Here is a 26,519-nt window from a genome sequence, read left to right on the forward strand (position 1 = left end):
CCATCGGCCGCTATCTATGAGATCGTTAACATATGCGGGGCGGAAGATCGAACCGGCTGCTGCTGGTCGAGGACGACGCGGACCTGACCGAGATGCTCACCGAGGCGCTGGGTCAGGAAGGCTACCTGGTCGACCGGGCCTTCGACGGCCAGCGCGGCCTGCATCTCGGGCTGACCCGGTCGTACGACGTGATGGTCATCGACCGGATGCTGCCGGCGCTCGACGGCCTCGACCTGGTCACCCGGCTGCGCGCCCGGGCGGTCCCGTCCCGGACCCTGATGCTCACCGCGCTCGGCGCGGTGGACGACCGCATCGCCGGGCTGGACGCGGGCGCCGACGACTACCTGGTCAAACCCTTCGACCTCGACGAGCTGAGCGCGCGGGTCCGGGCGCTGTGCCGGCGCACGCCCGAGCCGACCGATGTGCTGCGCATCGGCGCCGGGCGGCTCGACCTGGCACCACGCGAAGCGGTGCTGGCCGACGGCACCCGGGTGGCGCTGTCCACCCGCGAGTTCGAGCTGCTGCGGGTGCTGGCGGTCCGGCCGAACGCCGTCCATCCCCGCGCGGTGCTGCGCCGCAAGGTCTTCGAGGAGGCCGCGGCGGCGTCGATAGTGGACACCTACGTCTACTACCTCCGGCGAAAGCTCGGCCGTGCCGTGGTCCGCACCGTGCACGGCCTCGGCTACCGCCTCGGGACGCTCTGATGGAGGCGTCCGAGCGGGTGATCGTCCGGCGGACCCGGCTGCGGATCGGCCTGTTCGTCGGGCTGACCATCGGGGCCCTGCTGCTGCTGGCCGGCGGTATCTCCTACGCGGTCCTGGTCCGCGGCCAGGAGGCGCAGATCCAGCGCGAGCTGACGTGGGGCACCGAACACGGCACGATCGCCGGGCCGCCCGCCTGCAGCTGGATCTTCCAGTACGACGGCGCCACCGTGCGCACCGGCGCGAACCCGCCACCACCCGGCTTCCCGTTGCGCGACGCGCTGGACACCGTGGCGGCCACCCGGGCCACCGAGATCATCACCGTCGCGCGCAACGGCACGACCTACCACGTGCGCACCGAGGCCCGCGGCGACACCGTCGTCCAGGCGGTGTTCGACGCCCGGTTCCAGCTGTCCGACCGCCGGCACCTCCTGCTCGCGTTCAGCCTCGCGGCGGTGGCCGGGCTGCTCGCCGCCATGCTGACCGGTGTGCTCGTCGGCCGCCGGGCCGTCGCGCCACTCGCGGAGGCGCTGACCCGGCAGCGGCGCTTCGTCGCCGACGCCAGCCACGAACTGCGAACCCCGATCGCCCAGGTGCACACCCGCGCCCAACTGCTCGCGCGGCGGGCGCGCCACGACGGCACCGCCCGGAACCTGGACGACCTGGAACGCCTCGTCCGCACCACCCGCCGGCTCGGCGAGATCGTCGACGACCTGCTGCTCTCGGCCCGGCTCGCCGCCGCTCCCGCCGACCGGGAACCGGATCCGCCGGTCGACCTCACCTCGCTGGTCGGGACGACGGTCGCCGCCGAGGGCGACCGCGCCGCCGAGCGCCGGGTCACCCTCACCCTGGACACCCCCGGCGACCCGCTGCCGGTGCCGGGCATCGAGTCGGCCCTGCGCCGGGTCGTCGGCGAACTGCTCGCGAACGCGCTGGCCCACACGCCGGCGGGCGGCCGGATCGACGTGACGCTGCGGGCCGCCGGCGACGCCGCCGAGTTCGTCATCGCCGACACCGGCAGGGGGTTCGACCAAGCCGACGCCCGGCGGATCTTCGACCGGTTCCACAGGGGTGCGGGCGCCGGGGACCGGCGTTTCGGCCTGGGTCTGGCGTTGCTCCAGGAGGTCGTCACGAGCCACCACGGCACGATCGAGGCCGAGGGCCGTCCGGGGCGGGGAGCCCGATTCACGGTGCGCCTGCCCCGGACGCGATCGCCGGGCACTACGAGTAGGGCCTCGCGGATCAGGAACCTCCGGGTGTGGCAGCTCGGTGCCGGTGCGTGAGCGCCGGATCGTGGAGCGCGTTCTCCGGCCCACCGCCGGAAGGCCCGAGGTGCAGGATCGCGGTCGGCGCGTCGGCCAGGTTCCCGCCGGCCGGCAGCCGGGTCGCCGGGGGAGTCGCCGCCTCGGCCACCGTGCCCGGTGCGCTCCTGCGCCGCACCAGCACCAGTGCGAGCGCGCCCAGGCCCGCGGCGACCAGCAGGCCGCCCAGGAGGAACATCGACGTACTGCCGCTCTCCTCACCGGTGGCCTTGAGCGTGGGCGGCGCAGCCGCGGGAAGGTCGTCGCCGGCCGCCGCGGCGGGAGGGCTCGCCTCCTCGGCGGGCGACGGCGACGCAGTGGCCGGCGTGGCCACCGCGGCAAGGGTCAGGCGTACGGTGGCGACGTCACCGGCCCTGCCCCGTACGGTCGCGCGGGCGGTGCGGTAGCCGTCCACGGAGGCGCGGACCGTGATGGATCCCTCCGCGATCGTCCGGCCGGCCCTGGCGGTGATCGAGAACTGGCCGCTGCGGTTGCTGGTCGTCCGGTACTCGTGACCGGCGCTGTCCCGGATGGTCAGGTCCGCGCCGCCGATCGCCTTTCCGTCGGCGTCGAGGACCCGGCCGGAGACCCCGCTCACCCCGGCCGCCGGTGCGGCCCCGCCGGTAAGCGAGGCACCCGGTCCGTGGACGTAGACCATCTTGTAGGCGTAGCTGTTCTGCCCGGCGAGCCGCACGCCGATCGAGATGTTGAGGCCGGTGGTCTCGCCCGGGCGCGCATCCGGGGCGACGACTGTCGCGTCGAAGGTCCGGCTCTGGCCGGGGCCGAGATTCGGCTCCACCCGGCAGCCGGTGGTGCACCGCAGGCCGCCGCCCACCACCACGATGGCCGTCTCGGCCCGCCGGCCGTCGTTGGTGACGCGGAACTGCACGCGTACCGTCTCGCGGGGTTTCACGTTCTCCGCCGAGACGCTCAGGATGCTCACCGTCTCCGGTGCGGCCGTCGCCGGTGCCGCCGCCACCGCGAGCGTCCCTCCGGCCAGCATGGCCAGTACGGCCGCCCGGGCCCGTCGGACACGTGCGCGCGTCGTCACTTCCCACCACCTTCGCGGAGAGCAGGCAACATCGGTCGATGGAGCCGCGGGCCACTATGCCCTGTGCGGGACGGGTGGCGCGACCCGCCCCGATGACCGCGGCGGCCCGCCACGGGATCGACGGGTCCGTTCCGGCGACTGCTAATCGGTTGCCCGGCGTGCCGAGGGCTGCCTAGATTGCCGATCATGAACGACATCGACGGGTGTGCCGGATGAGCAGCCGTCTCCGCGAGATCGCCCGGCAGACGGTAGCGATCGCCGAAGCGGGACGCTACCGCAACGATGCCGGCGAGGACGTCGCGATCGAAACCGTGGTACGCGCCGCGGTCGACGGCACCCGTGAGCACCTGCCGGACGACGTCCTCCACCTCGACGGCGCGAAGCCCGGCGCCGGTGACGTGGAGGTGACGCACGAGTCGACGTTGCAGGCGGCCCGCCGGCTCGGGCCCGGCGCGGCGTGTCTGGTGTTCGCGTCGGCGAAGAACCCGGGTGGCGGGTTCCTGGGCGGGGCGAAGGCGCAGGAGGAGAGCATCGCCCGTTCGTCCGCGCTGTACCCGTGTCTGCTCGCAGCGCCCGGCTTCTACGCCTTCCACCGCGGCCAGCGGGATCTGCGCTACAGCGACCGGGTCGTCTACTCCCCGGGCGTGCCGGTGTTCCGCGACGACAAGGGAAACCTGCTCGACCGGCCGTACACCACGTCCTTCCTGACCGCGGCGGCGCCGAACCTGGGCGCGATCGTACGCAACCAGCCGGAGCACGCCGCGGACGTGCCGGCGGTGCTGGCCCGGCGGGCCCGCCGCGTGCTGGAGGTCGCTGCCGCGCACGGGCATCGCACGGTGGTGCTGGGCGCCTGGGGTTGCGGGGTGTTCCGGAACGACCCGGCGACGGTGGCCGGCGCGTTCGCCGACGCACTCCTGGCGGTCGGCCGGTTCGACCTCGTGGTGTTCGCCGTGCGTGACGGGCTGCCGGGCACACCGGTGTACCGCACGTTCGCGGAACGCTTTCGGTAGGTTCGTCGCATGAGCGACGACACCTTCCGGTCGGTGGAGATCGAGCGCACAAGCGTGGGCAGATACGTGGCGCGCAACGCCCGTGGCGGCGAGCTGTCGATGGGTACGGGGGAGGACGCGACCTTCACGCCCGTGGAGCTGCTGCTGGCGGCCCTCGGCGGCTGCACCGCTGTGGACGTCGACCACGTGACGAGCCGTCGCGCCGAGCCGACCCGGTTCGCCGTCACGGTGAGCGGCGACAAGATCCGCGACCCGGAGGCCGGGAACCGGATGGAGAATCTCACCGTCACGTTCGCGGTGACGTTCCCGGACGGCGCGGACGGCGACCGGGCCCGCGAGGTGCTGCCCCGCTCGCTGCGGCAGTCGCACGACCGGCTCTGCACCGTGTCCCGGACGGTGGAGCTGGGCACACCCGTCTCCATCGTCGACGCGACCGCCGACCCGGCCTCGACCGAACCGCGGTAGCGGCCGGAGGCGCCCGTCGGAGGGCGATCGATGCCCGTCACCTTGACACTCGTCTATGTTAACGAGAACATTGCCGTAACCCGGCGGTAATGCCGTTGCCATGAGCGTCACGGGCGAGGCGAGCCGCCGCAGCCGGCCGGAGGCGGCCGAGCGCAGGAGGTTTCGGTGACAGGGACCGCTCGGACGACGCGTACGGCCACGGTCGTGGTCGCGGCCGTCCTCGCCGCGGGAGTGGTGGCCGGGATACCCCCGGCGTCGGCGGCGACAGTGGACACGTCCGCGTCGTACGTCGTAGTGAACCGGCACAGCGGCAAGGCGATGGACCTGTACGACTGGTCGACGGCGGAGAACGCCCCGGTGAACCAGTGGACGCGCAACGACCTCGCCGTGCAGCAGTGGCAGTTCGTGGACGCCGGCGGCGGGTTCTACAAGGTGCGGTCCCGGCACAGCGGGAAGGTGCTGGAGTTGCCGAGCGGCGGCGACGGCACCCAGCTCGTGCAGAGCACCGACCGGTCGTCGGCCACCCAGCAGTTCCGGTTGCAGGATTCCGCGGGCGGGTTCGTGCGGTTCGTGAACCGGCAGTGGGGCAAGGTCGTCGACGTGTGGCAGTGGTCCACCGCCGACGGTGGGCGGCTGGCCGGCTACACCGATCTGGACGGCGTCAACCAGCAGTGGCAGCTGATCCGGCTGGGCGGCGGCACGCCCACCACACCGGCGCCCACGACCCCGGCACCGACCAGCCCGGCGCCCGCCTACCCGCAGCCCGGCCGGGTGACCGGGGACATCGGCGTCCACGATACGACGGTGGTCAAGCGACCCGACGGCACCTACCTCGTCGCGCACACCGGTGACGGCATCGCGCTGAAGACCTCCGCCGACCGGATCGCCTTCCGCAACGCGGGCGCCGTCTTCCCCGGTGGCGCGCCGTGGACCACCACGTACACCGGGGGAGCGCGCAACCTGTGGGCGCCCGACCTGTCGTACCGCAACGGGCGTTACCACCTGTACTACTCGGCGTCGACGTTCGGTTCCAACCGCTCGGCGATCTTCCTCGCGACCAGCACTACCGGCAATGCCGGGAGCTGGACCCACGAAGGGCTGGTCGTCGAGTCGCGGACCACCGACGACTTCAACGCCATCGACCCGAACCTCATCGTCGACGACCAGGGCCGCTGGTGGCTCACCTTTGGCTCGTTCTGGTCCGGCATCAAGATGATCCCGATCGACCCGGCCACCGGACGCCGGCTCGGCACCGCCGTGTACGCGCTCGCGAACTACGGCCCCGGCATCGAGGCGCCCGTCCTGGTCAAGCGCGGCTCCTGGTACTACCTGTACGTCTCGTTCGACCGTTGCTGCCAGGGCGCCGCCAGCACGTACCGGATCATGGTCGGTCGTTCGGCGAGCCCCACCGGGCCGTTCGTGGACCGCACCGGCCGGGACATGCTCGCCGGGGGCGGCACGCAGATCCTCGCCTCGCACGGCAGCGTGCACGGCCCCGGCCACCAGGCGGTCCTCGCCGACACCGACGGCGACGTCCTCTTCTACCACTACTACGCCGACGACGGCGCGTCGCTGCTCGGTGTCAACCGCATCGGCTACGACGCCGCCGCCTGGCCCTATGTGTACTGACCCGGCCGGCGCCCCGGCACGGACCGACGAACCCGCCGACCTGGGAGGGCGCGTATGTCGCCTCGGCACCTTCTCCGCCCGGTCCTGGCCGCGGCGCTCGCGCTGCTCACCACCTCGGCCGGCCTCGCCGTGCCCGGCCCCGCGCAGGCGGCGCCCGCGGTGAGCTACACCAACCCGCTGGTGAGCCAGCGGGCCGACCCGCACATCGTCCGGCACACCGACGGCTACTACTACATGACCGCGACGGTGCCGCAGTACGACCGGATCGTGCTCCGGCGGGCCACCACCCTGCAAGGGCTCGCCACCGCCACCGAGACGACGATCTGGCGCCGGCACACCAGCGGCGAGATGGGCGCCCACATCTGGGCTCCGGAGATCCACTTCATCAACGGCAGGTGGTACGTCTACTTCGCCGCCGGGCGGACCGACGACGTGTGGCGGATCCGGATGTACGTGCTGGAGAACGCGAGCGCGAACCCGCTGACCGGCTCGTGGACCGAGCGCGGCCGGATCACCACGCCGTGGGACACGTTCAGCCTGGACGCCTCGACGTTCGTGGTGAACGGGGTGCGGTACCTGACCTGGGCCCAGCAGGAACCGGGCATCGCCACCAACTCCAACGTCTACCTCGCCCGGATGGGCGCCGAACCGTGGCAGATCACCGGCCCGGTGGCCCGGCTGGTCGTGCCCACATACGACTGGGAGACCCGTGGTTACCGCGTCGCCGAAGGGCCGACGGTGATCCAGCGCAACGGCCGGGTCTTCCTCACCTACTCGGCCAGCGCCACCGACGCGAACTACTGCCTCGGCATGCTCACCGCGTCGGCCGGCGCGAACCTGCTCGACCCCGCCTCCTGGGCCAAGAGCCCGACCCCGGTGTTCACCAGCAACGCCGCCACCGGCCAGTACGGCCCCGGCCACAACTCGTTCACCGTCTCCGAGGACGGGCAGAGCGACATCCTGGTCTACCACGACCGCAACTACCGGGACATCAGCGGTGATCCGCTCAACGACCCGAACCGGCGGACCCGGATCCAGAAGCTGTACTGGAACGCCGACGGCACCCCGAACCTCGGCATCCCGGTACCCGACGGGGCCACCCCGGTCCGGTTGCGCTTGCACGACCTCCCGGCCGCCTACGTCCGGCACTACGACTACCGGGCCCGCGTCGAACCGAACGTCACGAACCTCGCCGACTCGCAGTTCCGCATCGTTCCCGGCCTCGCCGGCGCCGGATCGGTGTCGCTGGAGTCGACGAACTTCCCCGGCTACTACCTGCGGCACCGGGCCTTCGCGCTCTACGTCGAACGCGACGACGGCTCGGCCCTGTTCGACAACGACGCGAGCTTCCAGCGCCGCGCCGGCCTGGCCGCGGCCAACGGGCTCTCCCTCGAATCGCAGAACTACCCCGGCCGGTACGTCCGCCACCGGGACGGCCTGCTCCAGCTCGAAACGGTGGCCGCCGACGCGGACCGGGCCGCGGCCACCTTCCACCTGGAATAGGGGCCCGACAACCGCTGCCGCCAACCAGCAGTTCCAGGTGCGCTACTCGGACGGCGGCCACATCCGGCTGATCAACACGCACTCCGGCAGGGCACTGGAGGTCTGGGAGAGGTCAACAACCTGACGCTCGCGCAGATCGACATGCGGCTGTTCGGCGGGCTGCCCGCAGGGCGTGAGGTCCGCGGTGTTCCGCGTTCGGCAGCGCGGGACGGGCCGTCTTTGTGACGCTTCGATCGTGGAGATACCCGGCGGCGACAGAGGCGTCGAGCTGCGCATCCACGGGGTGTCCGGCGCGTCGGCGGAGACGATCGTCGACCATCCCATCGTGGTACGCGTGGCCGGCGACGGGCACGCCGGGTTCTACCGGGTCCGGGAAGGGCTCGGCTCGGCCGGCGGAGCGACAGCCGGGGTGGTGGTGGAGGCGTACCGCTGGGGGACCCTGACCGCCGGGGTGGCGGTGCGTACGGCGTCGATGCTGGTGCTGCTGCCGTTCATGCTGAGCAACCTGGCGGTGTGGATGCGTTCCACCCCGGTGGACCGCTACGGCCTGCTCGGCGGGCTGTGCCGCCTGCTCGCCGGATCGCTGACCGTGGCGTTCACGCTGGCGCTGGTCGGGGTCACCATGAACCTGACCGGCTGGCAGTGCGTCCCGTACGCCGAGTGCCGGGAGGGGAGACCGTACCTGTCGTGGCTGGTGGCGTTGCCGATCGGCCCGCGCCTGGCCGTGCTGGCACTGGTCCCGCTGCTGGCGCTGCGGGTGTTCTGGGCCGTCGGGAAGCGGTCGGCCGCCGCTTTCGAGGGCTTCGGATCGGCCCCGCCGCGCGGGCGGTTCCTGGAGGCGACCGGGAGTCTCGCCGCCCCCGGCGTCTGGCACGACGAGGGGATGACCTCGTGGCTGCGCCAGATCCACGCCGGTCTCGGCGCCGGCACCGTCGGCGTCAGCCTCGTCGTCGCGGTGTCGCACGGCCGGTGGAGCGCCGTCGCCGTCGGGCTGCTCGGCCTCGCCGCCGGGCTCGTGGCCCTCTGCGCCGTGCTGCTGACAGTGACCGTCCCCGCCGGGTGGGCCGGACCGTTGCGCCGCGCGGTCTGGATCCTGGTCGCGGTCGCCACCGTGTCGAGCCTGGGGTACGCCGTGTCCCGGCGGGAGGTTCCCGTGCCGGCCGGGCAGATGCCCGGCTACGAGGGCGCCGTCGCCGGTCTGGTCGCGGCGCAGGGGCTGCTGCTGGTCCTGATCGCCGCGGTGACGCTCGCGCGCCGGCGTGCCCAGCCGGCCGGTTCCCGCGCCCTGCTCCGCGGGCTCGGCACACCGCTGGTCGCCGCCATGTCGGTCACCGTCGCCTCCGCCTACACGGCCACGCTCGTGTTCCGGACGGCGGACCAGCTCGACCGGGGCCGCATCCCCGACCCGATCCGGAACAACCCGCCCGCCCTGGGACCGCTGGAACCACCCGTCGGGTACTGGTGGGCGGCGCTGGCCGGGCTCGCCGCTCTGCTGGTCGTCAGCGCGGCCATCGCCGTCACCCTGCCGGTGGCCCGGCACCGGCGGCGGGCGTACGCGCGACACGTGGTCGAGCGCGACTATCCCGACGCGCCCGCCGAGGCGACGCCACGACTCGACGCGGTCCGCTCGACGATCGCCCGGTCCTTCGTGACCGACGAACTCGGGCCGACATTCGTGGCGTTCTTCGTGATCTCGTCGGTCGGGCTCGCCACCGTCGCGCTCGACCTGATCGGGATCGGCCCCACCCAGATCGTCGCCCGCCTCGGCCGCCGGCACGACACGCTCGCCGTGCTGACCGCGTACGTGACGGACGTCGGCATCTGGGTCATCAGTCTGCTCGTCATCGGGCTGCTGATCCTGGGCTACCGGGCGTACCGGTCGCCGGAGACCCGCCGGCTCGTCGGCGTGCTGTGGGACCTGGGCACGTTCTGGCCGCGTACGGTGCACCCGTTCGCGCCGCCGTGCTACGCCGCCCGCGCCGTACCGGAGCTGGCCCGGCGGGTCACCGCGCTCGCCGCGCAGGGCCCGGTGGTGATCTCCGGACACAGCCACGGCTCCGTCCTGGCCGCCGCCACCGTCCTGCAACTGCCGCCGGAGGCACTGCCCCACGTCGCGTTGCTGACCCACGGCAGTCCGCTGCACCGCATCTACGCCCGCCTCTACCCGGCGTATCTCGGTGAGCAGGCGCTGCGCGACGTCGGCGACCGGATCGGCTGGCGCTGGCGCAACCTGTGGCGCGACACCGATCCGATCGGCGGTCCGATCTTCGCCGACCCGGGTCTGCGGGCCCACCTGCCCCCGGCCGCCGGGGCGGTCGACGTCCGGCTGCGGGACCCCCGCAGCGTCGTCGTGGAGGCGCCGGACACCGTGCCGCCGCCCGTCGAACGCCACTGGCACTACCACACCGAGCCGGAGTACCGGGAGGCCGTGCGGGAACTCGTCGACGACATCCGGGCCGACGCCCCCGGCTGAGGCCGCCCCGCGTACCGGTGCCGGCCACCGCGACGACCGGCGGCCACCCGGCGCTCACAGCAGCCGGCGGCGGGTCAGGAGGCGGAAGGCCAGATACCCCGGCGGTACCGGGAGCCAGAACGTCGCGAGACGGTATATCAGGGTGCCCGCGACGGCGGCGTCCAGTGGCACTCCGTAGAGCAGCAGCCCGGACACGAGCGCGGCCTCGGTGGCGCCGAGCCCGCCGGGGGTGGGCGCGGCGGATGAGACGCCCTCGCCGACGAGGCAGACCAGGATCACCGGGGGCAGGTGCGCGAGGGGGAGCGGGCCGGTGGCCAGGAGCGCGAGGTAGAGACAGAGGCCGTAGGTGAGGGTGAGCGCCGTGGACGCGACGACCAGCCACCACAGGCCGTGCTGACGGGTCAGGGCGCGCAGGGCGGTGACGACCTGGCCGGCCGCGTCGCGTCCGCGCCGCCGGAGCCGTGGCGCGGCGAGGGCGGCCGCCAGGACGAGCAGCACGGCCAGGGCGCCCAGCAGCAGCGGTATCGCTCTGGTCGCGTCATGGGTGAGGATGCGGGCGGGCCGGCGGGCGAACGGCAGCAGCACCGGCAGGAGCAGCACGACCGACACCGCACCGGCGGCGCGGGAGACGCCGACGGCGGTGGCCGCGTCGGCGGTGGTGAGTTCCCTCTGGTGCAGGTACCGCAGGCTGAGCGCGGCGCCGCCGAGGCTGCCGGGAGCCAGCCGGTTGGCGAACGACGCGGCCACCTGCACCAGGGTGGCCTCGCCCAGCGGGATCCGCTTGGCCGCGGCGAGCCGGAGCACGACGCCGCTGAGCAGGTAGGTCAGGGCGGAGCCGAGCAGCGTCGCGGCGACCGCGAGCGGATCGGCGTGCAGGATGAGCCGCGCCGCGGTGCGTATCTCGCCGAGCTGCGGGAGCAGCAGGTGCACTATCAGCCCCAGGATCAGCAGCTCCAGGACGGTGCGGCGGTTGAACCGGACCACCTTCGCCGCCCGGCGGTCGCGGTCGGGGCAGCGCCGCACGACCTCCTGGCGGAGGCTGTCGAGCATGCCGGGACGGCCGCGCAGGGCGCTGCGGCCGGCGCGGGACAGCACCGCGGGTTGCAGGAACGGCACGCTGTCCGCGACCGCCGCGGCGCCCAGACGGTCGACCGCGGCGGCGACCACAGCGGCGGGGTCCACCCGCGTGGACAGGGCGACCATCAGCTCGACGACGTCGCGGGCCCGCTGGTCGGCCGGGGCGTCGTCGGTGGCGAAGCCCAAATCCACCAGGTGGACGTGGTCCCGGCCGACGAGCACGTTAGCGGCGCGCAGGTCGCGGTGTGCGATGCCGGCCCGGTGCAGGCGAGCCACCTGGTTCCACGCGTCGCGCACGGCGGCGGGCGGGACCGGTCCGACGACGGCGTGCAGCGGGGCGGCGTCGACGAACTCCTGCACCAGGACGGCGTCGCCGCCGGACACGGCGGCGGTCGTGACGACCGCCGGGACCCGCACGCCGGCGCGCTCGGCCAACAGGGTCATGCAGGTTTCGTGTTCGCTCTGCTGGCGGGCGCTCAGATACGGAGGCGCGTCGGCCACATGCCGGTACCGCGCCCTGCGGTAGAGCTTGTAGGCCCAGTCCGCGTCGCGTTGCTCGCCGCCGGTCACCTTGACGAACAACCGCCGCCCGCCGGTGGTGACCGCCCGCCACGGCTGCGAACCCCGGGCGTCACCGTGGATCGGCGTCAGCCCTGCCACGTCGATCCCGCGCCGCCGCAGCGCCGCCCGCAGGGCGGGCACCGACCGCTGCGGCCCGACCTCGCCGACCACGAGCCGGGTCACGCAGACCGCGAGCCAGCCGACGAGGAACCCGCCGACCACGTCGACCGGCAGGTGCGCCCCGACGTGGATCCGGGCCACGGCGACCAGGGCGATCGCCGCCCAGGCCGCCCGGCGCCACCGGGTGCCCCCGGCCCGCGCCGCGACGAGCGCCAGGGCGGTGGCGACCGCGACGTGTCCCGACGGGTATCCGTACCGGCCGCTGATCGTCTCCCGCAGGACCACATCGGTGAGCAACGCCACCGGCCGCTGCCGGGCGACCGCGGCCTTGGCGGCGACCGCGAGCCAGTACGCCAGGTTCCCGGCCAGCAGCAGGCTCCACGCCGTGCCGATCCGGCGGGCCAGGACGGCTGCGGTGGCGGCGACGAACACCGCCGGGTAGGAGCCGAGCTGCATGACCAGGACCAGGACCGGAGTCAGCCCGGCGGGAAGGTGGTTGAGGAGGGCGAACAGGTCCCGTTCCCAGGGCGGCACCCGGTGGCTCCGGACGGCCGCGCTGAGCGCTGTCAGCAGACCGGTCGAGGCGGCCAGGCTGACCAGCAGGGCGGGCGACGGGCGATGCGTACGCGCTGCCACCGGTCCTCGGCCGCCCCTCAGTCGGCGCAGATGCCTGCTGTCGACCCGAACCCTACGGATCGCCGCCCCGGCGGATGCTCCGGTTCGCCACCGGTCAACCCGTCGGGGGCGACAATCAGCTGGTGGTGGACACGGTGGTGCAGACGCTCGTCGGGCTGCCGCCGGTCCTCGTCCTGACGCTGGTGTTCGTCCTGCCGGCGCTGGAGTCCTCGACGCTGCTCGGGCTCGTCGTACCGGGTGAGACAGCGATCCTGATCGGCGGGCTGGTGGCCCACGGTGGCGCGCTGCCGCTGTGGGCGGTGGTGGCCGCCGGGGCGGCCGGGGCCTGCCTCGGTGACCAGGCCGGGTACGCCCTCGGCCGCCGGTACGGCCCGGGTGTGCTCGCCCGCGCTCCACGGGTGCTGCGCCGACGCCTCGACATCGCGCGGGCCCGCCGCCTGGTCGCCCGCCGAGGGGCGTGGGCGGTGCTCATCGGACGCTGGGTGGCGGTGCTGCGCGCCGTGGTCCCCCTGATCGCCGGCACCGGTGGGATGCGGTGGCCGGTGTTCCTCCGGGCGAACCTGGCCGGCGGGCTGGTGTGGGCGACGGCCGTGGCGCTGCGGGTCTGGCGGATCCGGCGCCGCGCGGCGCAGCGCTGAACGGTGGCGTCAGTCGTGACCGCGTACCAGGGGCAGGAACACCTCGTCCACGATCTCGACCAGCACCTCGTCGGGGACGGAGGGGACGCCGCGCATCGCGTACTCGGCGCGCAGCAGCATCATCGGTACCGTCGCCACCCGGTGACGGACTGCTGCCGCCGGCGCCTCGCCCCGGGCCGCGGCCCGTTCCAGCATCCCGATCCACGCGCGATCCATGGTGTCGGCGCCGGACCGTTCGCGCATGAGGGTGAGCAGCTCCGGGTCCTCGGCCGCGGCGGCGAGCAGGCCGCGCAGGACGGCCCCGTGCGGCGACGACCACGTCTCGTTCGCGAGCCGGAGCATCTCGAGCGCGTCACCGCGCAGCGTGCCCGTGTCCGGGTTCGGCATGGCCGCGTCGGTCAGGTGGCGGTACGCCGCGACGCCCAGCGACGCGCGGTGCGGCCATCGGCGGTAGATCGCGTTCTTGTTGGTCCCGGCGCGGGCGGCCACCCGGTCCATCGTCATCCCCGCGTATCCGGACTCGCGCAGTTCCTCCGCCGCGGCCCGCAGGATCGCCTGTTCCAGTTCCTCGCCCCGCCGCCTCCTGCTCATGCCTTGCAGGGTACGCGCCGTACCTTATAGGGTACGGCGCGTACCCTAAGAGTGGAGTCCTCGATGCGCGTCTTCGGCATGAACTACGACACCGGCTTCGTGAGCGCCGGGTCCACCACCCACGAGCCGTTCGACCCCGACGTCGTGCGCAGCGACCTGCGTGTCATCCGCGACGAGCTGCGCTGCGACGCGGTCCGCGTCACCGGCGGCGTGCAGGACCGGCTGGAGCTGACCGCACGGCTGGCGGCCGAGGCGGGGCTCGAGGTGTGGTACTGCCCGTTCACCAACGGCCTGGACCGCGACGGCCTCATGGCGTTCCTGCTCGACGGCGCCGAGCGGGCCGAGCGGCTGCGGCGTGACGGCACCCCGGTCGTCTACCTCACCGGTTCCGAGATCTCCCTGTTCACCGACGGTTTCCTGCCCGGCCGTGACCTGACCGAGCGGATGGCGGTGTTCACCGACCCGATGCGGATGCGGGAGGCGGTCCCGGCCGCGCGGGCCGCGGTGCGCGACTTCCTCGCCGAAGCGGTACCCGCGGTGCGGGAGCGCTTCGGCGGCCCCGTCGGGTACGCCTCGATCCCGCTCGAGGACGTCGACTGGACGGCCTTCGACATCATCGCCAGCGACGCCGGCTACCGCGACGCGACCAACTCCGCGGCGTTCCCGCAGTCCCTGGCGGCGGCCGTGGGGCAGGGCAAGCCGTACGCGGCGACCGAGTTCGGCTGCTGCACGTACCGTGGCGCGGCCGACGTCGCGGGCGCGACCGAACCGGTGGCCTACGACGAGCACGGCCGTGCGGCGAAGCTCACCGCGGAACTGGAGCGCGACGAGGAAGGCCAGGCACGCTACCTCGTCGACCTGCTGCGCGACTACGAGGCCGGCGGGGCGGAGGCGGCGTTCGTGTACACGTTCGCGAACCGGCACCTGCCGACCACCGGCGACCCCGCGCACGACTACGACCTGGCGTCACGGGGGATCGTGCGCGTGCTGCCGGACGGCTCGTGGACGCCCAAGGCCGCCTTCCACGCCCTGGCCGAATACGGCCGCGCCCGTGCGCTGAGCCGGACCGAATTCGGTGGTGGCGATCGCGGCGGGCGGGCAAGGTAGGACTGCACGCCGGCGGCGAGCGCCGCCACGACGACGACCACCAGGAGAAACGATGCGAGCAGCTTCCACGCTTCGGACCCTTGCCCGTCCTACCGTGGAGCTCCGCCTTGGCCCTGTTGAACCTCGGAATCGTCGCGCATGTTGACGCCGGAAAGACCAGCCTGACCGAACGCCTCCTCTACGAGGCGGGCGCCGTGGCCGAGCCGGGCAGTGTCGACGCCGGCACGACCCGGACCGACTCGATGGAACTGGAACGCCGCCGCGGCATCACCATCCGGGCGGCCGTCACGTCGATCACGATCGGCGACCTCAGCATCAACCTGCTGGACACCCCCGGCCACCCCGACTTCATCGCGGAGGTCGAGCGGTCCCTGGCCGTCCTCGACGCCGCCGTGCTCGTGGTGTCGAGCGTGGAGGGCGTCCAGCCGCAGACCGTCGCCATCTGGCGGGCGCTGCGTCGCATCGGCGTACCGACCGTGTTCTTCTTCAACAAGGTCGACCGTGGCGGCGCCGACGTGGACCGGGTGACGGCCCAGGTACGGCAGCGGCTCGGTGCGCGGCCGGTCCTGCTCGGCACTGTCACCGGGCAGGGCACACGCGAGGCCCGGGTGCACGCCGTGGGCCTCGACGCCGAGCCGGTGGTGGCCGAGGTGGCGGAGGTCGACGACGCGGTGGCGGCGCGCTGGCTGGCCGACCGGCCGGTCCGCGTACGCGACGTCCGCCGGGCGCTGCGCCGCGCGGTGCGCCGCGCCGACCTGGTCCCGGCGGTGTGCGGCTCGGCCATCACCGGCGCCGGGGTACGCCGGCTGTGCGACGTCCTGGCCGACCTGCTGCCGTACGGCGAGGCGCGGGACGGACCGCCGGCGGGCACCGTCTTCGCCGTCGACCGGGACGGGCACGGCCGGCGTGTCTGGCTGCGGCTGTGGTCCGGGCGCCTGCGGGTACGGGACCGGGTGCGGCTCGGCGACGGCCGCCCGGAGCCGGTGACGGAGATCGCCGTCATCGAGCCCGCCGGTGTGCTGGTGCGCCGGTCGGTCTCCGCCGGGCAGATCGCGGCGGTACGCGGGGTGTCCGCCCGGATCGGCCAGCACATCGGTGACCCGCCACGGCGGCACGACTACCGGTTCCCGCCACCGACCCGGCAGGCGGTCGTCGAGCCGGTCGACCCGGCGCAGCGCCTGGCGATGTTCGCCGGTCTGGCCGAACTGGCCGACGAGGATCCGCTGGTGGACCTGCGCCTCGACGAGCAGCAGGCGGAGGCGGTGATCCGCCTGCACGGCGAGGTCCAGAAGGAGGTCCTCGCCGCCCTGATGGAGGACAGGTACGGCGTCCGGGTGCGGTTCTCCGGCACGCTCACCGCCTGCATCGAACGGGTCGCCGGCACCGGCAGCGCCGAGGAGCGGGTACGGGAACGCGGCAACCCGTACCTGGCCGGGCTGGGGTTGCGCATCGAGGCCGCACCGGCCGGGCACGGCATCGGGTTCCGGCCCGGGATCGAGCCGGGCCGGCTGCCCCCGGCGTTCGTCGCCGCCACCGAGGAGGGCGTGCGGGCCGCGCTGCGGCAGGGCCGGCACGGCTGGCCGGTCACCGACTGCACCGTCACCATGACGGCGTCCCGGTACTGGCCCCGGCAGAGCCGGCCGCACCAGAAGTTCGACAAGTCGATCTCGACGGTGGCGGCGGACTTCCGCAACCTCGCCCCGGTCGTGGTCGCCGCCGCGCTGCGGCAGGCCGGCACGCGGGTGTGCCAGCCGATCGAACGGTTCGACGTCAACCTGCCCCGGCACGCGGTGGAGACGGTGCTGGCGCTGCTCGGCCGGCTCGGCGCGGTGGTCCACGACACCGCCGTCGCGGGCGGCTACCTGGAGGTGAGCGGCACCCTGCCGTCCGCCCGGGTGCCGCGGGTCGTCGCCGCCCTGCCCGACCTCACCGGCGGCGAGGCGGTCCTGACCACCACCTTCGACCACTACGCGCCGGTCACCGGCGAGGAACCGCCGGCACTGCCCCGGCGCGGACCCGACCCGGACGACCGGGAGGCGTGGTTCCGGGCGGTACCGAGGTAGGCGGCGACGGCGGCGCTGCGGGGATAGGATCACCGGCGCCCGCCGCCGCCCGTACCCGTTGGAGCCCCGCTGTCCCCGCAGCCGGCCACCCACCTCGCCCGGCGAGTCCGCCGGGTGCTGGCAGTGGTGTGCCTGCTCGTCGTTGCCGGGCTGCCCGCCGGATCCTCGAACGCCGGCGCCACCGGCTCGGGAACGCTGCGGGTGCTCCAGATGAACCTGTGCAACAGCGGCCGAGCCGGCTGCTACACCGGCCGGGCCGTCCCGCGGGCCGCCGACGTGATCGCCGCCGAGGCGCCCGACGTGGTCACGCTCAACGAGGTCTGCCGCGACGACGTGGCGACGCTGGCGCGGACGCTGCGGGCCGCCCGCGCCGGCGGCACCGTGGTGTCCGCGTTCCAGGCCGCCGGTGACCGCCCCTCCGGCGGTCCCACCCGGTGCAACAACGGCGAGCCGTACGGGATCGGGCTGCTGACCCGCCTCGACGGCCGGGACGCGCGATCGTCCGTGCACCGGGGCACCTATCCGGCGCAGGACCTCGCAGACCCGGAGGAGCGGGTCTGGCTCTGCGTCCGGGGCGACCGGTTGCACGCCTGCACCACGCACCTGGCGAACACCAGCGGCCAGGTGGCGCTGGCCCAGTGCGGGCAGTTGCTCGGCGCGGTGGTGCCGGGGACCCGGGGCGACGCCGGGAGCGCGCCGACAGTTCTCGGCGGTGACCTCAACCTGCGCGTCGGTGGCACCCCGGACGTGCGCTCGTGCGTGCCGGTCGGTTACCGGCGGATCGACGACGGCGCCCGGCAGCAGATCCTGGCGTCCGGCGGCGTGACGATCTGCTGCCGCCGCGCGGTGGACATGCGCGGGACGACAGACCACCCGGCGCTGCTGGCGACCATGGTCCGCGCCCGCCGTCACCTGTGATCAGAGGAACCGCCAGCGCTGGTGCGCGGCCCCGGTGTCGTCGGCGAGGCCCGCCTGCGCGCCCTGAGCGCCGGAGCCGCCGCTGAGCCCGAGCACCCGGCCCCCGTTCGCGCACTGGATCCGGAACCAGCCGCCTCCGCCGTGCCGCAGCCGCCACCTGTGGTCGGCGGTGCCGTTGTCGGCCCACTGGACGATCCGGGCGCCCGCCGCGGTCGAACCACCCTCGACGCCGAGCACCTTGCCGCTGTTGCCGTTGCGCAGCCGCAGGTAGCCGCCGGTGTCCACGAGCGCGGTCCAGAGATGGTCGGCGGTGCCGGTGTCGCCCCACTGGATGACCGGCCCGCCGTCGGCAGTCGACATGTCCTGCACGCCGAGCACCAGCCCGCTGCCGAGGTTCTGGATCCGCCGCGCGCCGTTGGGCAGGAACCGCCACTGGTTGTCCAGGCTGCCGTTGTCCGGATCCTGCACGGCGAACGCGCCCTGGGCGGTCGAGCCGCCGGAGATGCCGAGCAGCTTGCCGGTGTGCACGTTGCGCAACTTGTGGCTGCCGTCGCCGACGTCGACCACTGTCCACAGGTGGTCGGCGGTGCCGTTGTCCGCCCACTGGAGGATCCGGGCGCCGTCGGCGGTGGACATGTTCTCCACCCCCAGCACCTTGCCGCTGTTGACGTTGCGCAGCCGCAGCGCCGACCCGTCCACCACCAGCTGCCAGTCGTGGTCGGCGGTGCCGGTGTCGCCCCACTGCAGCGCGAGCCCGCCGTCGGCGGTCGACATGTTCTGGATGCCGAGCACCAGCCCGCTCGCCGCGTTGGCGAGCCGGAAACTCGCCTCACCGCCGCCACCGCCCGCGCCGACCCGCCAGTAGACCGTGTAGTTGTGCCCGTGGGCGTCGTAGAACGGGCCGAGGTCGACGGTGGCGCCGTCGGCCCGGGCGGTGAACGCGAGAGAGCCCGTGCCGGTACGGGTGACCGAGGCGGGATCCAGCGTCGGCAGGCCGCTCAACGTGGTGTTGCCGTAGTTGCCGGAGAGCACCACCGGCCCGTACGTGACGGCCTGCACCGCGGCGTCGTCGTTGGCAGGCACCGTGGCGACCCGCATCGGCAGCCGGACCGTGACCGTGTCGCCGGACGTCCAGGCCCGGGTCAGGACGGCATAGCTGCCGGGCGTGGTGGCGATGCCCGCCGCGACGCCGTTGACGCTGACGCTCGCCCCGCTGGTCCACGCCGGGATCCGGAGCCGCATCGTCCACGACCCGGCCACCGAGCCGGTGACGGTGAGCGTCGTGGTGTCGCCGACCGGGTACGAGGTGGCCTGGGTGACGGTGATGTCGCGCTGGCTCCAGGTGAGCACCGACGGGACGAACAGGTTGACGGTCAGCGTGGTGCCGTTGTGGAAGTAGATCGCGTCCGCCAGCGTCGTGTTGGTCTCCAGCCCGGTGCCCTGGCAGCACCAGAACGAGTTGTAGTCGGTGCTCCAGGTGCCGCCGCCCCACGCCGGGCCGACACCGCGCCGCCCGCCCGGGTTGAGCGGGGTGAAGTAGGTGACGTGACCGTGCGTGTCGGCCGGGTTCTGCTGGCCGATCATGTGGTTGAGCAGTGCCCGTTCGTAGAAGTCGGCGTACGCGACCCGGTCCGGGTCGAGCTGCCACAGCTCCCGGGTCAGCTTGAGCATGTTGTACGTGTTGCACGCCTCGCAGGTGTCGTTGCGCAGGTAGCCGGCGATCGCGTTGGGCGCGCGGAAGTGCTCGGCCTGGCTGTTGCCGCCGATGGCGTACGTGTGCGCGCCGACCGTGATGGCCCACGCGTTCGCGGCGATGTCCCGGTAGCGGGTGACGCCGGTGGCCTTGTACTCCCGGGCCGCGCCGATCCACTTGGGCACCTGCGTGTTGGCGTGCAGCCCGTTGAGCTGGTCGGAGTTCGCGGCGAGCGGGTTGAACACGGCGGCGTGGTCGAACCGCTGGGCGACAGTCAGCCACCGCCCGTCGCCGGTCTGCTGGTAGAGGTCGGTCAGCACCGCGTTCATGCCGCCGAACTCGGTGCCGAGCATCGCCTGCATCTGGGCCGAGGTGAGGCGGCCGGTGCGCTGGTCGACCCAGCCGGCCAGCGCCAGCAGCACGTCCCGGGCCTGGGTGCTGCCGATCAGCCGCCACACGTCCAGCAGCCCGGCCAGCGTCTTGTGGATGCAGTAGTAGGGGACGTTGCCGTTGCTGAGCGTCCGGGCCTCCAGCGCGGTGAAGTCGGACTCCGGGAAGCCGGACAGGTAGCCGGCGTTGAACCCGGCCGCGCCGTTGTTGGCCTGGCAGCGGGCCAGCTCGGCGACCATGGTGAGCGCCTTGTCCCGGCAGGTGGTGTCGCCGAGCACCGCCCACGCCTGCGCCCAGGCGGTCAGGAAGTGCCCCTGCATGTGGGTGCGGAACGGGAAGTTCGGCGCGTCCCAGCCGCCGTTGGCGGCGGCGCCGCCGGTGGACAGGCGGTGGTTGGCCCGGAAGTTGTAGAGCAGCCGGTTCACGTCGACGAAGCGCAGGTAGGCGACCGTACGGTTCTGGTTGTCCTGCCAGCGGCCGGCGGTCAGCCGCACCTGGCCGCTGTCGAACGCGTACGCGGACACGCCGATGTCGGGGCGGGCCGGTGGCAGCGCGGCGTGTGCCGTAACGCCTGCGGAGACGGACCCGGCGGTGGCTGCGACGGCTGTTGCGGCGGTCGTACGCAGGAGGAATCGGCGGTTCACCAGGGGAGCGGGCATGACGGCCTCCGTGGCGGGGGACGGTGGTGGTGGGTGACGGCTACGCGGTGACCCGGAAGGTGGCGTCCTGCCTGTCGATCGCGGGGGAGCCGGCGCCGAGCGGGTCGATGCGCAGCCGGTAGTCGTAGTGCCGTAGATAGCGGGTGGGGAAGTTGTGCGAGCGGAACGACGACCAGGTGCTGTCCGCCAGGCCGGCGGTGCGGTGGAAGGTGGCGTCGGCGCGGAACGTGGCGGTGCCGTCGTTCGGGTCCAGCCGGACCGCGTAGTCGTAGTGCCGCAGGTAGTTGCCGGGGTAGTTGACCGACTCGAACGAGACGCCGGCGGCGTCGGCCAGGCCGGGGACCATGCGCCACATCTGGTCCTGGTAGGGGTCGAACGGGTACGCGTCGACGCGGGCGATCCGGTCGGCGTGGCGGACGTAGCGGTCGGGCAGGTTCGACGACTTGAGCCGGACCCAGTTCGGCGTGCCCCAGCGGTTGACCAGGCCGGCGTACTCGGCGTCGCTGATGCCGATCATCGAGCCGTGCTTGGAGTTCAGCGGCGGGGTGTAGTCGCGCTGGTTCAGCGGCGTCCACGAGTTGCCCGAGATGGTCGTGGTGGACCAGGCGTAGTAGTCGTTGTTGACCGGGCTGAACGAGTCGCCCCACAGCCGCCAGCCGCCCTCGTTCGTGCGCAGCAGCAGCGGCGCCTCGATCGCGTTGCCCTGCCGCAGCCCGCTGGTGTACGTGGTGAAGCTGTTCGGCGCGGCGGTGGTGGAGCGGGCGCCGTACAGGTAGCCGTCGTCGAGGTTCTTGTAGTAGAGGTACGTGGTGCCGCCGTCGACCACCACGTCGCCGTCGAGCACACCGAAGCCCGGGCTGAAGTAGACCTGCGGCGCGCTGACGGTGCGGAAGTCGCTCGTGTAGTTGACGAACAGTACGTCCCGGCCGTTGTTGGCGGAGTAGACGATGGCGTACTGCCCGCGGGCGGCGTCCCAGAACGCGGTCGGCGCCCACGTGTGGGTGTCGAGCGTGTGCATCCGGATGCGCCGGTAGCCGGTGAACGCGGTCAGGTCGGCCGAATCCCACACGTGCAGGTACTGGCTGGTCAGCCCCCAGTTGGTGCCCTTGAGGTCGGTCGCGAGCACCACGAAGGTGCCGTCGGTCTTGCGCAGCACGAACGGGTCGCGCAGGCCGAGCTGCCCGGCGGTCGGGGTGACCACCGGGTTGTTCTGGTTCAGCGGGGTCCAGTTCAGGCCGTCCCGGCTGACGGCCAGGTGCAGGCCGTAGTCGGCGCCGAGTCCGTTCGGCGTCTCGGTGAAGTAGGCCATCGCGTAGGCGGTGTTCGGGGCGGCGAGCGCGCCGCGGGGCCGGCTGAGCGCGCCGGTGGCGGCGGCAGCGGCGGACAGGGCGCCGACTGTGAACGCGCGTCGGGTGAGGGGCACGGGAGGGCCTTTCTCTGCGGGGAGATGACGGCCGCGTTAACGCTAACAACGTTCCCTAGCCTGGCGTTCACATAGCTGACTGTCAATCGATCCGCAGCGTTGACGCGAGCGTGGCGCGCTCACCTGCGGCGCACGCGCCGCAGGGCGGGCCGCGTTCTCACGGCCCGCCCTGCCCGGCTGTCCGGCGCCCGGCCGGCGACGGATCAGCGGTTGCGGTAGTGGTTCATGGCAAGGGCCACGCCGGACGCCAGCGCCAGCACGCCGAAGGCCGAACCGGCCCACGGGTTGTCCAGGACGTTCGACAGCGTCACGTTCGCCACCACGCCGACGACGAGCACCAGCCAGAGCAGCGGGCGCATCCGGGTGACGGGCGTCGTCGCGGCGGTGGTCTCGGCGGTACGGTCCAGGTCGTTCACGGCTGCCTCCTCGGGTGATGTCCTTGCACCTGAACGTTAGGCGCGCGGCCGGCCGGCAACGATCCCGCCAGCACGACAACCGGGGTACAGCAGGCTGTACTTTCCGCCCCCGGCCCTGACGCACGGCGACGGCGGTGACCTATCGTGACGGCCGGGGGTGGGCCGGGGATGGAGTACGTACGCGGGCGGTTCCGTGCTGCGGTGACCGCGCTGGAGCACCTCGTCGGCGGGCTCGGCACCGCCGTGCTGGCGCTCGGCGTGCTGCTCGGGACGCTCGTGGTGGCGGCGGCGTGCGTCGGCGGGGTCGGGCTGCTGCTCGTACCCGGGCTGCTCCAGGCGGTGCGGTCGGTGGCCGACCGGGAACGCGCCCGGCTGTCCCGGTGGGGGCCGCCGATCCCGGCGCCCGGCCCGGCGCCGGCCGGGGTGCGCCCGGCACTGCGCGACCCGGTCGTCCGGCGGGAACTGCGCTGGGTGGCCCTCCACGGAACGCTCGGCTTCGGCGCCGGGCTGATCGCACTCGCACTGCCGATCTACGCCGTGCAGGACATGACGTTCCCGCTCTGGTACCGGCTGGTGCCGCCGGAGGCCGGCGCGCCCGGCCTCGGCTGGTGGCACATCGACGGGCTCGGCGACGCGCTGACGGTCGCCGTGCTCGGGGTCGGCTGGCTGGTCCTCGCGGTCACGACCGGCCCGGCGCTCGCACGGATCCAGGCCCGGCCGGGCCGTCGGCTGCTGCCCCCGCCGCCCGGGTTCGACCTGTCGTTGCGGGTCGCCGAACTCACCGCCACCCGGGCCGCCGCGCTCGACGCCCACGCGGTGGAGCTGCGCCGGATCGAACGCTCGCTGCACGACGGCACGCAGAACCGGCTGGTCGCGGTGAACGTGCTGCTCGGCGCCGCGCGGCGGGCGGTACGCCGTGACCCGGCCCGCGCCGACGAGATCCTGGAACGCGCGCAGAACGCGGCCGAGCAGGCGCTCGGCGAGCTGCGTACGGTGGTGCGCGGCATCCTGCCGCCGGTGCTCGGCGACCGGGGCCTGGCCGGGGCGCTCGACGGACTCGCCGCGGAGTGCGCGGTGCCGTGCCGCCTGTCGGTGGACGTCCACGTGCGCTGCGCGGCGTCGGTCGAGGCCACCGCGTACTTCGTGGTGGCCGAGGCGCTGACGAACGTGGTCCGGCACAGCGGCGCGAGCGCGGTGGACGTCGCCGTGCGCCGGGAGGGGGACCGGCTGCTCGTGACGGTCACCGACGACGGGCGCGGGGACGCCGACGAGACGCGCGGCTCCGGGCTGACCGGCATCCGCCGCCGGGTCGAGGCGTACGACGGGCGGATGACGCTGACGAGTCCACCGGGAGGACCGACGAGGATGCACGTGGAGCTGCCATGCAGATCGTGATCGCCGAGGACGACGCGCTGCTGCGCGAAGGGCTGGCGCTGCTGCTGCGCGCCGAGGACCTGGACGTGGTGGCCACCGCCGGCACGCCGGGGGAGTTCCTGACCGCTGTGGACGAGCACCGGCCGGACGTGGCGATCGTCGACGTGCGGATGCCGCCCACGCACACCGACGAGGGCATCGTCGCCGCGGTCGAGGCCCGCCGCCGCCTGCCGGACCTCGCGGTGCTGGTCCTGTCGGCGTACGTCGAGCAGGCGTTCGCCACCGAGCTGTTCTCGGTCGGCGCCTCCGGGCTCGGCTACCTGCTCAAGGAACGGGTGGGCCGGGTCGAGGAGTTCCTCGCCGCGCTGCACCGCGTCGCGGACGGCGGCAGCGTGATCGACCCCGAGGTGGTCGGGCAACTGCTTGCCCGCAACCGGCGGCCGGACACCGCGCTGGCCGAGCTGTCGCCGCGTGAGCACGAGGTGCTGGCGCTGATGGCCGAGGGGCTGGGCAACGGCGCGATCGCGGAACGGCTGTTCGTCACCGACGGCGCGGTGCACAAGCACATCCGCAGCATCTTCGCGAAGCTCGGCCTGCCGCCGGACGACCGCGCCGACCGCCGGGTCACCGCCGTGCTGCGCTACCTCGACGGCCGGCGGTAGACGTACGCACGCGCGCCGCCTCGCGGGAGGCGGCGCGCGTGCGGTGAACCGGGGATCAGCGGCCGGTGCCGCACAGGGCCGCGTCGACGGTGCTGGTGACCGCCTCCAGCATCTCCAGGCCGGTCGGCAGCGCGGTCACCGCGACCACCGCGCTGCGCCCGTCCGTGGTGGCCAGGTTGCGGGTCTGGAAGCCCTGGATGTCGCCGCCGTGCCCCCAGGCGTGGCCGCCGCAGGGCAGCTCGTGCCGGGCGATGCCCAGGCCGTACTCCCACACCCCGGTGGGCTCGAAGTCGGGTGCCGGCACCGTGCGCGTCAGCGCCGCCTGCTGAGCGGGCTTGAGCAGCTTGCCCGCCAGCAGCGCCTCGAAGAACGTCCGCAGGTCCGACGGGGTCGAGACGAGCTGACCGGCGGCCCAGCCCAGCGACGGGTCCATCCGGGTCACGTCGATCCACGGCGCGCCCGGCTCCACCGCGACGTATCCGCGCGGCAGACGCCCCGGCAGGTCCTGCTCGCCGGTCTGCGGCCAGTACGTGTCACGCAGCCGCAGCGGCTCGATGATCCGCCGGGTGATCTCCTCGCCGACCGGGCGTTTGGTGACCCGCTCGACGATCAGCCCGGCCAGCACGAAGTTGGTGTTGCTGTACTCCCACCTCTGACCCGGCGGGAAGCGCCGCGACTGGGTGAGTGCCTCGTCCAGCAGCCGGCGCGGGTCGAAGTAGTCGCTGCGGCGGTCCACCAGGTCCTGCGCCTCGCTGAACACGACCTCGTCGTAGTCGGGCAGGCCGCTGGTCTGTTGCAGCAGCTGACGTACGGTGATCCGCCGCCCGTCGTTGCCGTTCGCGCGCACCATGCCTGGCAGGTAGCGCTCGACGGTGGCGTCCAGGTCGACGCGGCCCTCGCCGACGAGCTGGAGGACGACCACGGCGGTGAACGTCTTGGTGTTGCTGCCGATCCGCACCCGGGCGTCGCGGGGGATTCCGGCGCCGGTGCGCAGGTCACCGACCCCGGCGGTGTAGTCGCGCACCCGGCCGTCGCGGCGTACGGAGGCCAGCGCCCCGGGGAAGCCGTGCTGGGCGATCAGGCCGTCCAGCCGCTGCTGGACCGCGTCGGCGGCCGGACGCCGGGCGTCGGTGGTGGTGGCGGACGCGGCGGGCACACCCAGCGCGGTGACGGTGAGCACGGCCGCGGCGCCGACTGCGACCGGGAAGGTACGGCGGGTCATGGGAACTCCTCGACGGGGTGAACGGGTACGGGCTCAAGCCTCGCCAGAACCGGTCCCGCGCTCCATCCCGCCAGCTACCGAGCCGGGGTAGCGCTGGCACTACTTGATCGCTCCCGGCGCCGCCGGTTAGGCTCCGCGCAGCGTCGCGTGCCGGTGGCAGACCGTGTCAGGCATGGAGGCGCCGGATCGAAGGGAGCACGACGATGACACTCGTCGTCCCTTCGCCCTTGCCACGTGGCTGAGGGCGAACAGACCAGGCTGGTGGCCTGGAGCCGGGAGATGCGCGCCGTCCACGAGCGGCTGCGCGAGGCGCTGGCGGTGACCCGGCGGGCGCTCGCCGACGGTGAGCCGGCCCGCCCGGCGACACATGAGCTGCTGTTGTTCTGCCACGGGTTCTGCGCGGCGCTCACCGCGCATCACGAGGGCGAGGACCACAGCCTCTTCCCGGCGATCGCCGCGCGGCATCCGGAGCTGCGCGGCACGCTGGACCGGCTGCGGCAGGACCACTCGATGATCGGGTACCTGCTGACCGGGCTGAGCGCGGCGGTGGCCCGCGACGCCCCGCCCGGGGAACTGGCCCGGCACCTGGAGGGCGTGGCGGCGATCATGGAGTCGCACTTCCGGTACGAGGAACGGCAGCTGCTCACCGTGCTGGAGACGCTCTCGCTGGACGCCGACCCGGGCGACGTGTTCGGGCCGTTGTGACCGCCGGCGGGGGGGGGGGGGGGGGGGGGGGGGGGGGGGGGGGGGGGGGGGGGGGGGGGGGGGGGGGGGGGGGGGGGGGGGGGGCGGCGCCGCGCGCGGGGGGGCGCGCGCGGCGCGCGCGACGCGGCGCG

General features: G+C 73.7%; 21 protein-coding genes. 14 read left to right on the forward strand and 7 right to left on the reverse strand.

The window, feature by feature from the left end:
• The first annotated feature begins 32 nt into the window (after positions 1-32).
• Complete coding sequence (locus tag AC2CHG_RS05035; RefSeq protein ID WP_194799901.1) at positions 33-704, forward strand: response regulator transcription factor; 672 nt, start codon at positions 33-35, stop codon at positions 702-704.
• Complete coding sequence (locus tag AC2CHG_RS05040; protein WP_484524239.1) at positions 704-1,984, forward strand: sensor histidine kinase; 1,281 nt, start codon at positions 704-706, stop codon at positions 1,982-1,984. The genes AC2CHG_RS05035 and AC2CHG_RS05040 overlap by 1 nt, the downstream gene beginning before the upstream one ends.
• Here AC2CHG_RS05040 and AC2CHG_RS05045 read toward each other — a convergent pair.
• The gene (locus tag AC2CHG_RS05045; protein WP_194799903.1) at positions 1,944-3,053 is read right to left on the reverse strand and encodes a carboxypeptidase-like regulatory domain-containing protein; all 1,110 of its coding nucleotides are present in this window, start codon (positions 3,051-3,053) and stop codon (positions 1,944-1,946) included. The two genes, AC2CHG_RS05040 and AC2CHG_RS05045, sit on opposite strands and share 41 nt — an antisense overlap.
• Positions 3,054-3,265: 212 nt before the next feature.
• On the opposite strand from AC2CHG_RS05045, the gene AC2CHG_RS05050 reads away from it, so the two are divergent.
• The 5 genes from AC2CHG_RS05050 to AC2CHG_RS05070 all read left to right on the forward strand — a co-directional run bounded on the left by AC2CHG_RS05050 (position 3,266) and on the right by AC2CHG_RS05070 (position 10,133).
• Positions 3,266-4,063: a TIGR02452 family protein gene (locus AC2CHG_RS05050; protein ID WP_194799904.1), complete on the forward strand. Its 798-nt coding sequence runs from the start codon at positions 3,266-3,268 to the stop codon at positions 4,061-4,063.
• 9 nt (positions 4,064-4,072) lie between these two features.
• Positions 4,073-4,528: an OsmC family protein gene (locus AC2CHG_RS05055; protein ID WP_194799905.1), complete on the forward strand. Its 456-nt coding sequence runs from the start codon at positions 4,073-4,075 to the stop codon at positions 4,526-4,528.
• Positions 4,529-4,693: 165 nt separating this feature from the next.
• Entirely contained in the window at positions 4,694-6,157 is a 1,464-nt protein-coding gene (locus AC2CHG_RS05060; protein WP_194799906.1) for a family 43 glycosylhydrolase, read from the forward strand.
• A 54-nt stretch (positions 6,158-6,211) separates the two neighbouring features.
• On the forward strand, positions 6,212-7,660 hold the full coding sequence (locus AC2CHG_RS05065; RefSeq protein ID WP_484524240.1) for a family 43 glycosylhydrolase: 1,449 nt from the start codon (positions 6,212-6,214) through the stop codon (positions 7,658-7,660).
• A 235-nt stretch (positions 7,661-7,895) separates the two neighbouring features.
• Positions 7,896-10,133, forward strand: coding sequence for a hypothetical protein (locus AC2CHG_RS05070; protein WP_484524241.1), 2,238 nt, complete (start codon positions 7,896-7,898; stop codon positions 10,131-10,133).
• A 54-nt stretch (positions 10,134-10,187) separates the two neighbouring features.
• On the opposite strand, the gene AC2CHG_RS05075 is transcribed toward AC2CHG_RS05070, so the two are convergent.
• A complete protein-coding gene (locus AC2CHG_RS05075; protein ID WP_484524242.1) occupies positions 10,188-12,527 on the reverse strand; it encodes a lysylphosphatidylglycerol synthase domain-containing protein in 2,340 nt (779 codons plus the stop codon).
• Positions 12,528-12,649: 122 nt separating this feature from the next.
• Here AC2CHG_RS05075 and AC2CHG_RS05080 point away from each other — a divergent pair, with 122 nt between their 5' ends.
• Positions 12,650-13,165 carry a DedA family protein gene (locus AC2CHG_RS05080; RefSeq protein ID WP_357209671.1) on the forward strand — a complete coding sequence of 172 codons (516 nt, stop codon included), beginning with the start codon at positions 12,650-12,652 and terminating at the stop codon, positions 13,163-13,165.
• A gap of 9 nt (positions 13,166-13,174) precedes the next feature.
• On the opposite strand, the gene AC2CHG_RS05085 is transcribed toward AC2CHG_RS05080, so the two are convergent.
• Positions 13,175-13,756, reverse strand: a complete 582-nt coding sequence (locus AC2CHG_RS05085; RefSeq protein ID WP_484524243.1) for a TetR/AcrR family transcriptional regulator — start codon at positions 13,754-13,756, stop codon at positions 13,175-13,177.
• Positions 13,757-13,819: 63 nt separating this feature from the next.
• Between AC2CHG_RS05085 and AC2CHG_RS05090 the strand changes: the two genes are divergently transcribed.
• From AC2CHG_RS05090 to AC2CHG_RS05100, 3 genes are all read left to right on the forward strand, one after another.
• Complete coding sequence (locus AC2CHG_RS05090; protein WP_262014224.1) at positions 13,820-14,863, forward strand: glycoside hydrolase family 113 protein; 1,044 nt, start codon at positions 13,820-13,822, stop codon at positions 14,861-14,863.
• Positions 14,864-14,970: 107 nt separating this feature from the next.
• The gene (locus AC2CHG_RS05095; RefSeq protein ID WP_262014225.1) at positions 14,971-16,926 is read left to right on the forward strand and encodes an elongation factor G; all 1,956 of its coding nucleotides are present in this window, start codon (positions 14,971-14,973) and stop codon (positions 16,924-16,926) included.
• Between the two features lie 114 nt (positions 16,927-17,040).
• Positions 17,041-17,844, forward strand: coding sequence for an endonuclease/exonuclease/phosphatase family protein (locus tag AC2CHG_RS05100; protein WP_484524244.1), 804 nt, complete (start codon positions 17,041-17,043; stop codon positions 17,842-17,844).
• Here the strand turns inward: AC2CHG_RS05100 and AC2CHG_RS05105 are convergent, their stop codons facing one another.
• The 3 genes from AC2CHG_RS05105 to AC2CHG_RS05115 form a co-directional block, all read right to left on the reverse strand.
• Positions 17,845-20,586, reverse strand: a complete 2,742-nt coding sequence (locus AC2CHG_RS05105; protein ID WP_484524245.1) for a beta-L-arabinofuranosidase domain-containing protein — start codon at positions 20,584-20,586, stop codon at positions 17,845-17,847.
• Between the two features lie 40 nt (positions 20,587-20,626).
• Entirely contained in the window at positions 20,627-22,009 is a 1,383-nt protein-coding gene (locus AC2CHG_RS05110) for a glycoside hydrolase family 43 protein (RefSeq protein ID WP_484524246.1), read from the reverse strand.
• Positions 22,010-22,212: 203 nt separating this feature from the next.
• Positions 22,213-22,425, reverse strand: a complete 213-nt coding sequence (locus tag AC2CHG_RS05115; protein WP_262014229.1) for a hypothetical protein — start codon at positions 22,423-22,425, stop codon at positions 22,213-22,215.
• A 168-nt stretch (positions 22,426-22,593) separates the two neighbouring features.
• Here AC2CHG_RS05115 and AC2CHG_RS05120 point away from each other — a divergent pair, with 168 nt between their 5' ends.
• Positions 22,594-23,820 (forward strand): sensor histidine kinase, encoded by a 1,227-nt coding sequence (locus AC2CHG_RS05120; protein WP_484524247.1) that lies wholly within the window; start codon positions 22,594-22,596, stop codon positions 23,818-23,820.
• On the forward strand, positions 23,808-24,461 hold the full coding sequence (locus AC2CHG_RS05125) for a response regulator transcription factor (protein WP_484524248.1): 654 nt from the start codon (positions 23,808-23,810) through the stop codon (positions 24,459-24,461). Before AC2CHG_RS05120 ends, AC2CHG_RS05125 begins: the two co-directional genes overlap by 13 nt.
• 55 nt (positions 24,462-24,516) lie before the next feature.
• On the opposite strand, the gene AC2CHG_RS05130 is transcribed toward AC2CHG_RS05125, so the two are convergent.
• The gene (locus AC2CHG_RS05130) at positions 24,517-25,683 is read right to left on the reverse strand and encodes a serine hydrolase domain-containing protein (protein WP_484524249.1); all 1,167 of its coding nucleotides are present in this window, start codon (positions 25,681-25,683) and stop codon (positions 24,517-24,519) included.
• A 234-nt stretch (positions 25,684-25,917) separates the two neighbouring features.
• Here AC2CHG_RS05130 and AC2CHG_RS05135 point away from each other — a divergent pair, with 234 nt between their 5' ends.
• On the forward strand, positions 25,918-26,388 hold the full coding sequence (locus AC2CHG_RS05135; protein ID WP_262014233.1) for a hemerythrin domain-containing protein: 471 nt from the start codon (positions 25,918-25,920) through the stop codon (positions 26,386-26,388).
• Positions 26,389-26,519 lie beyond the last annotated feature (131 nt).

Source organism: Micromonospora sp. ATLC20 (genome assembly GCF_057196585.1).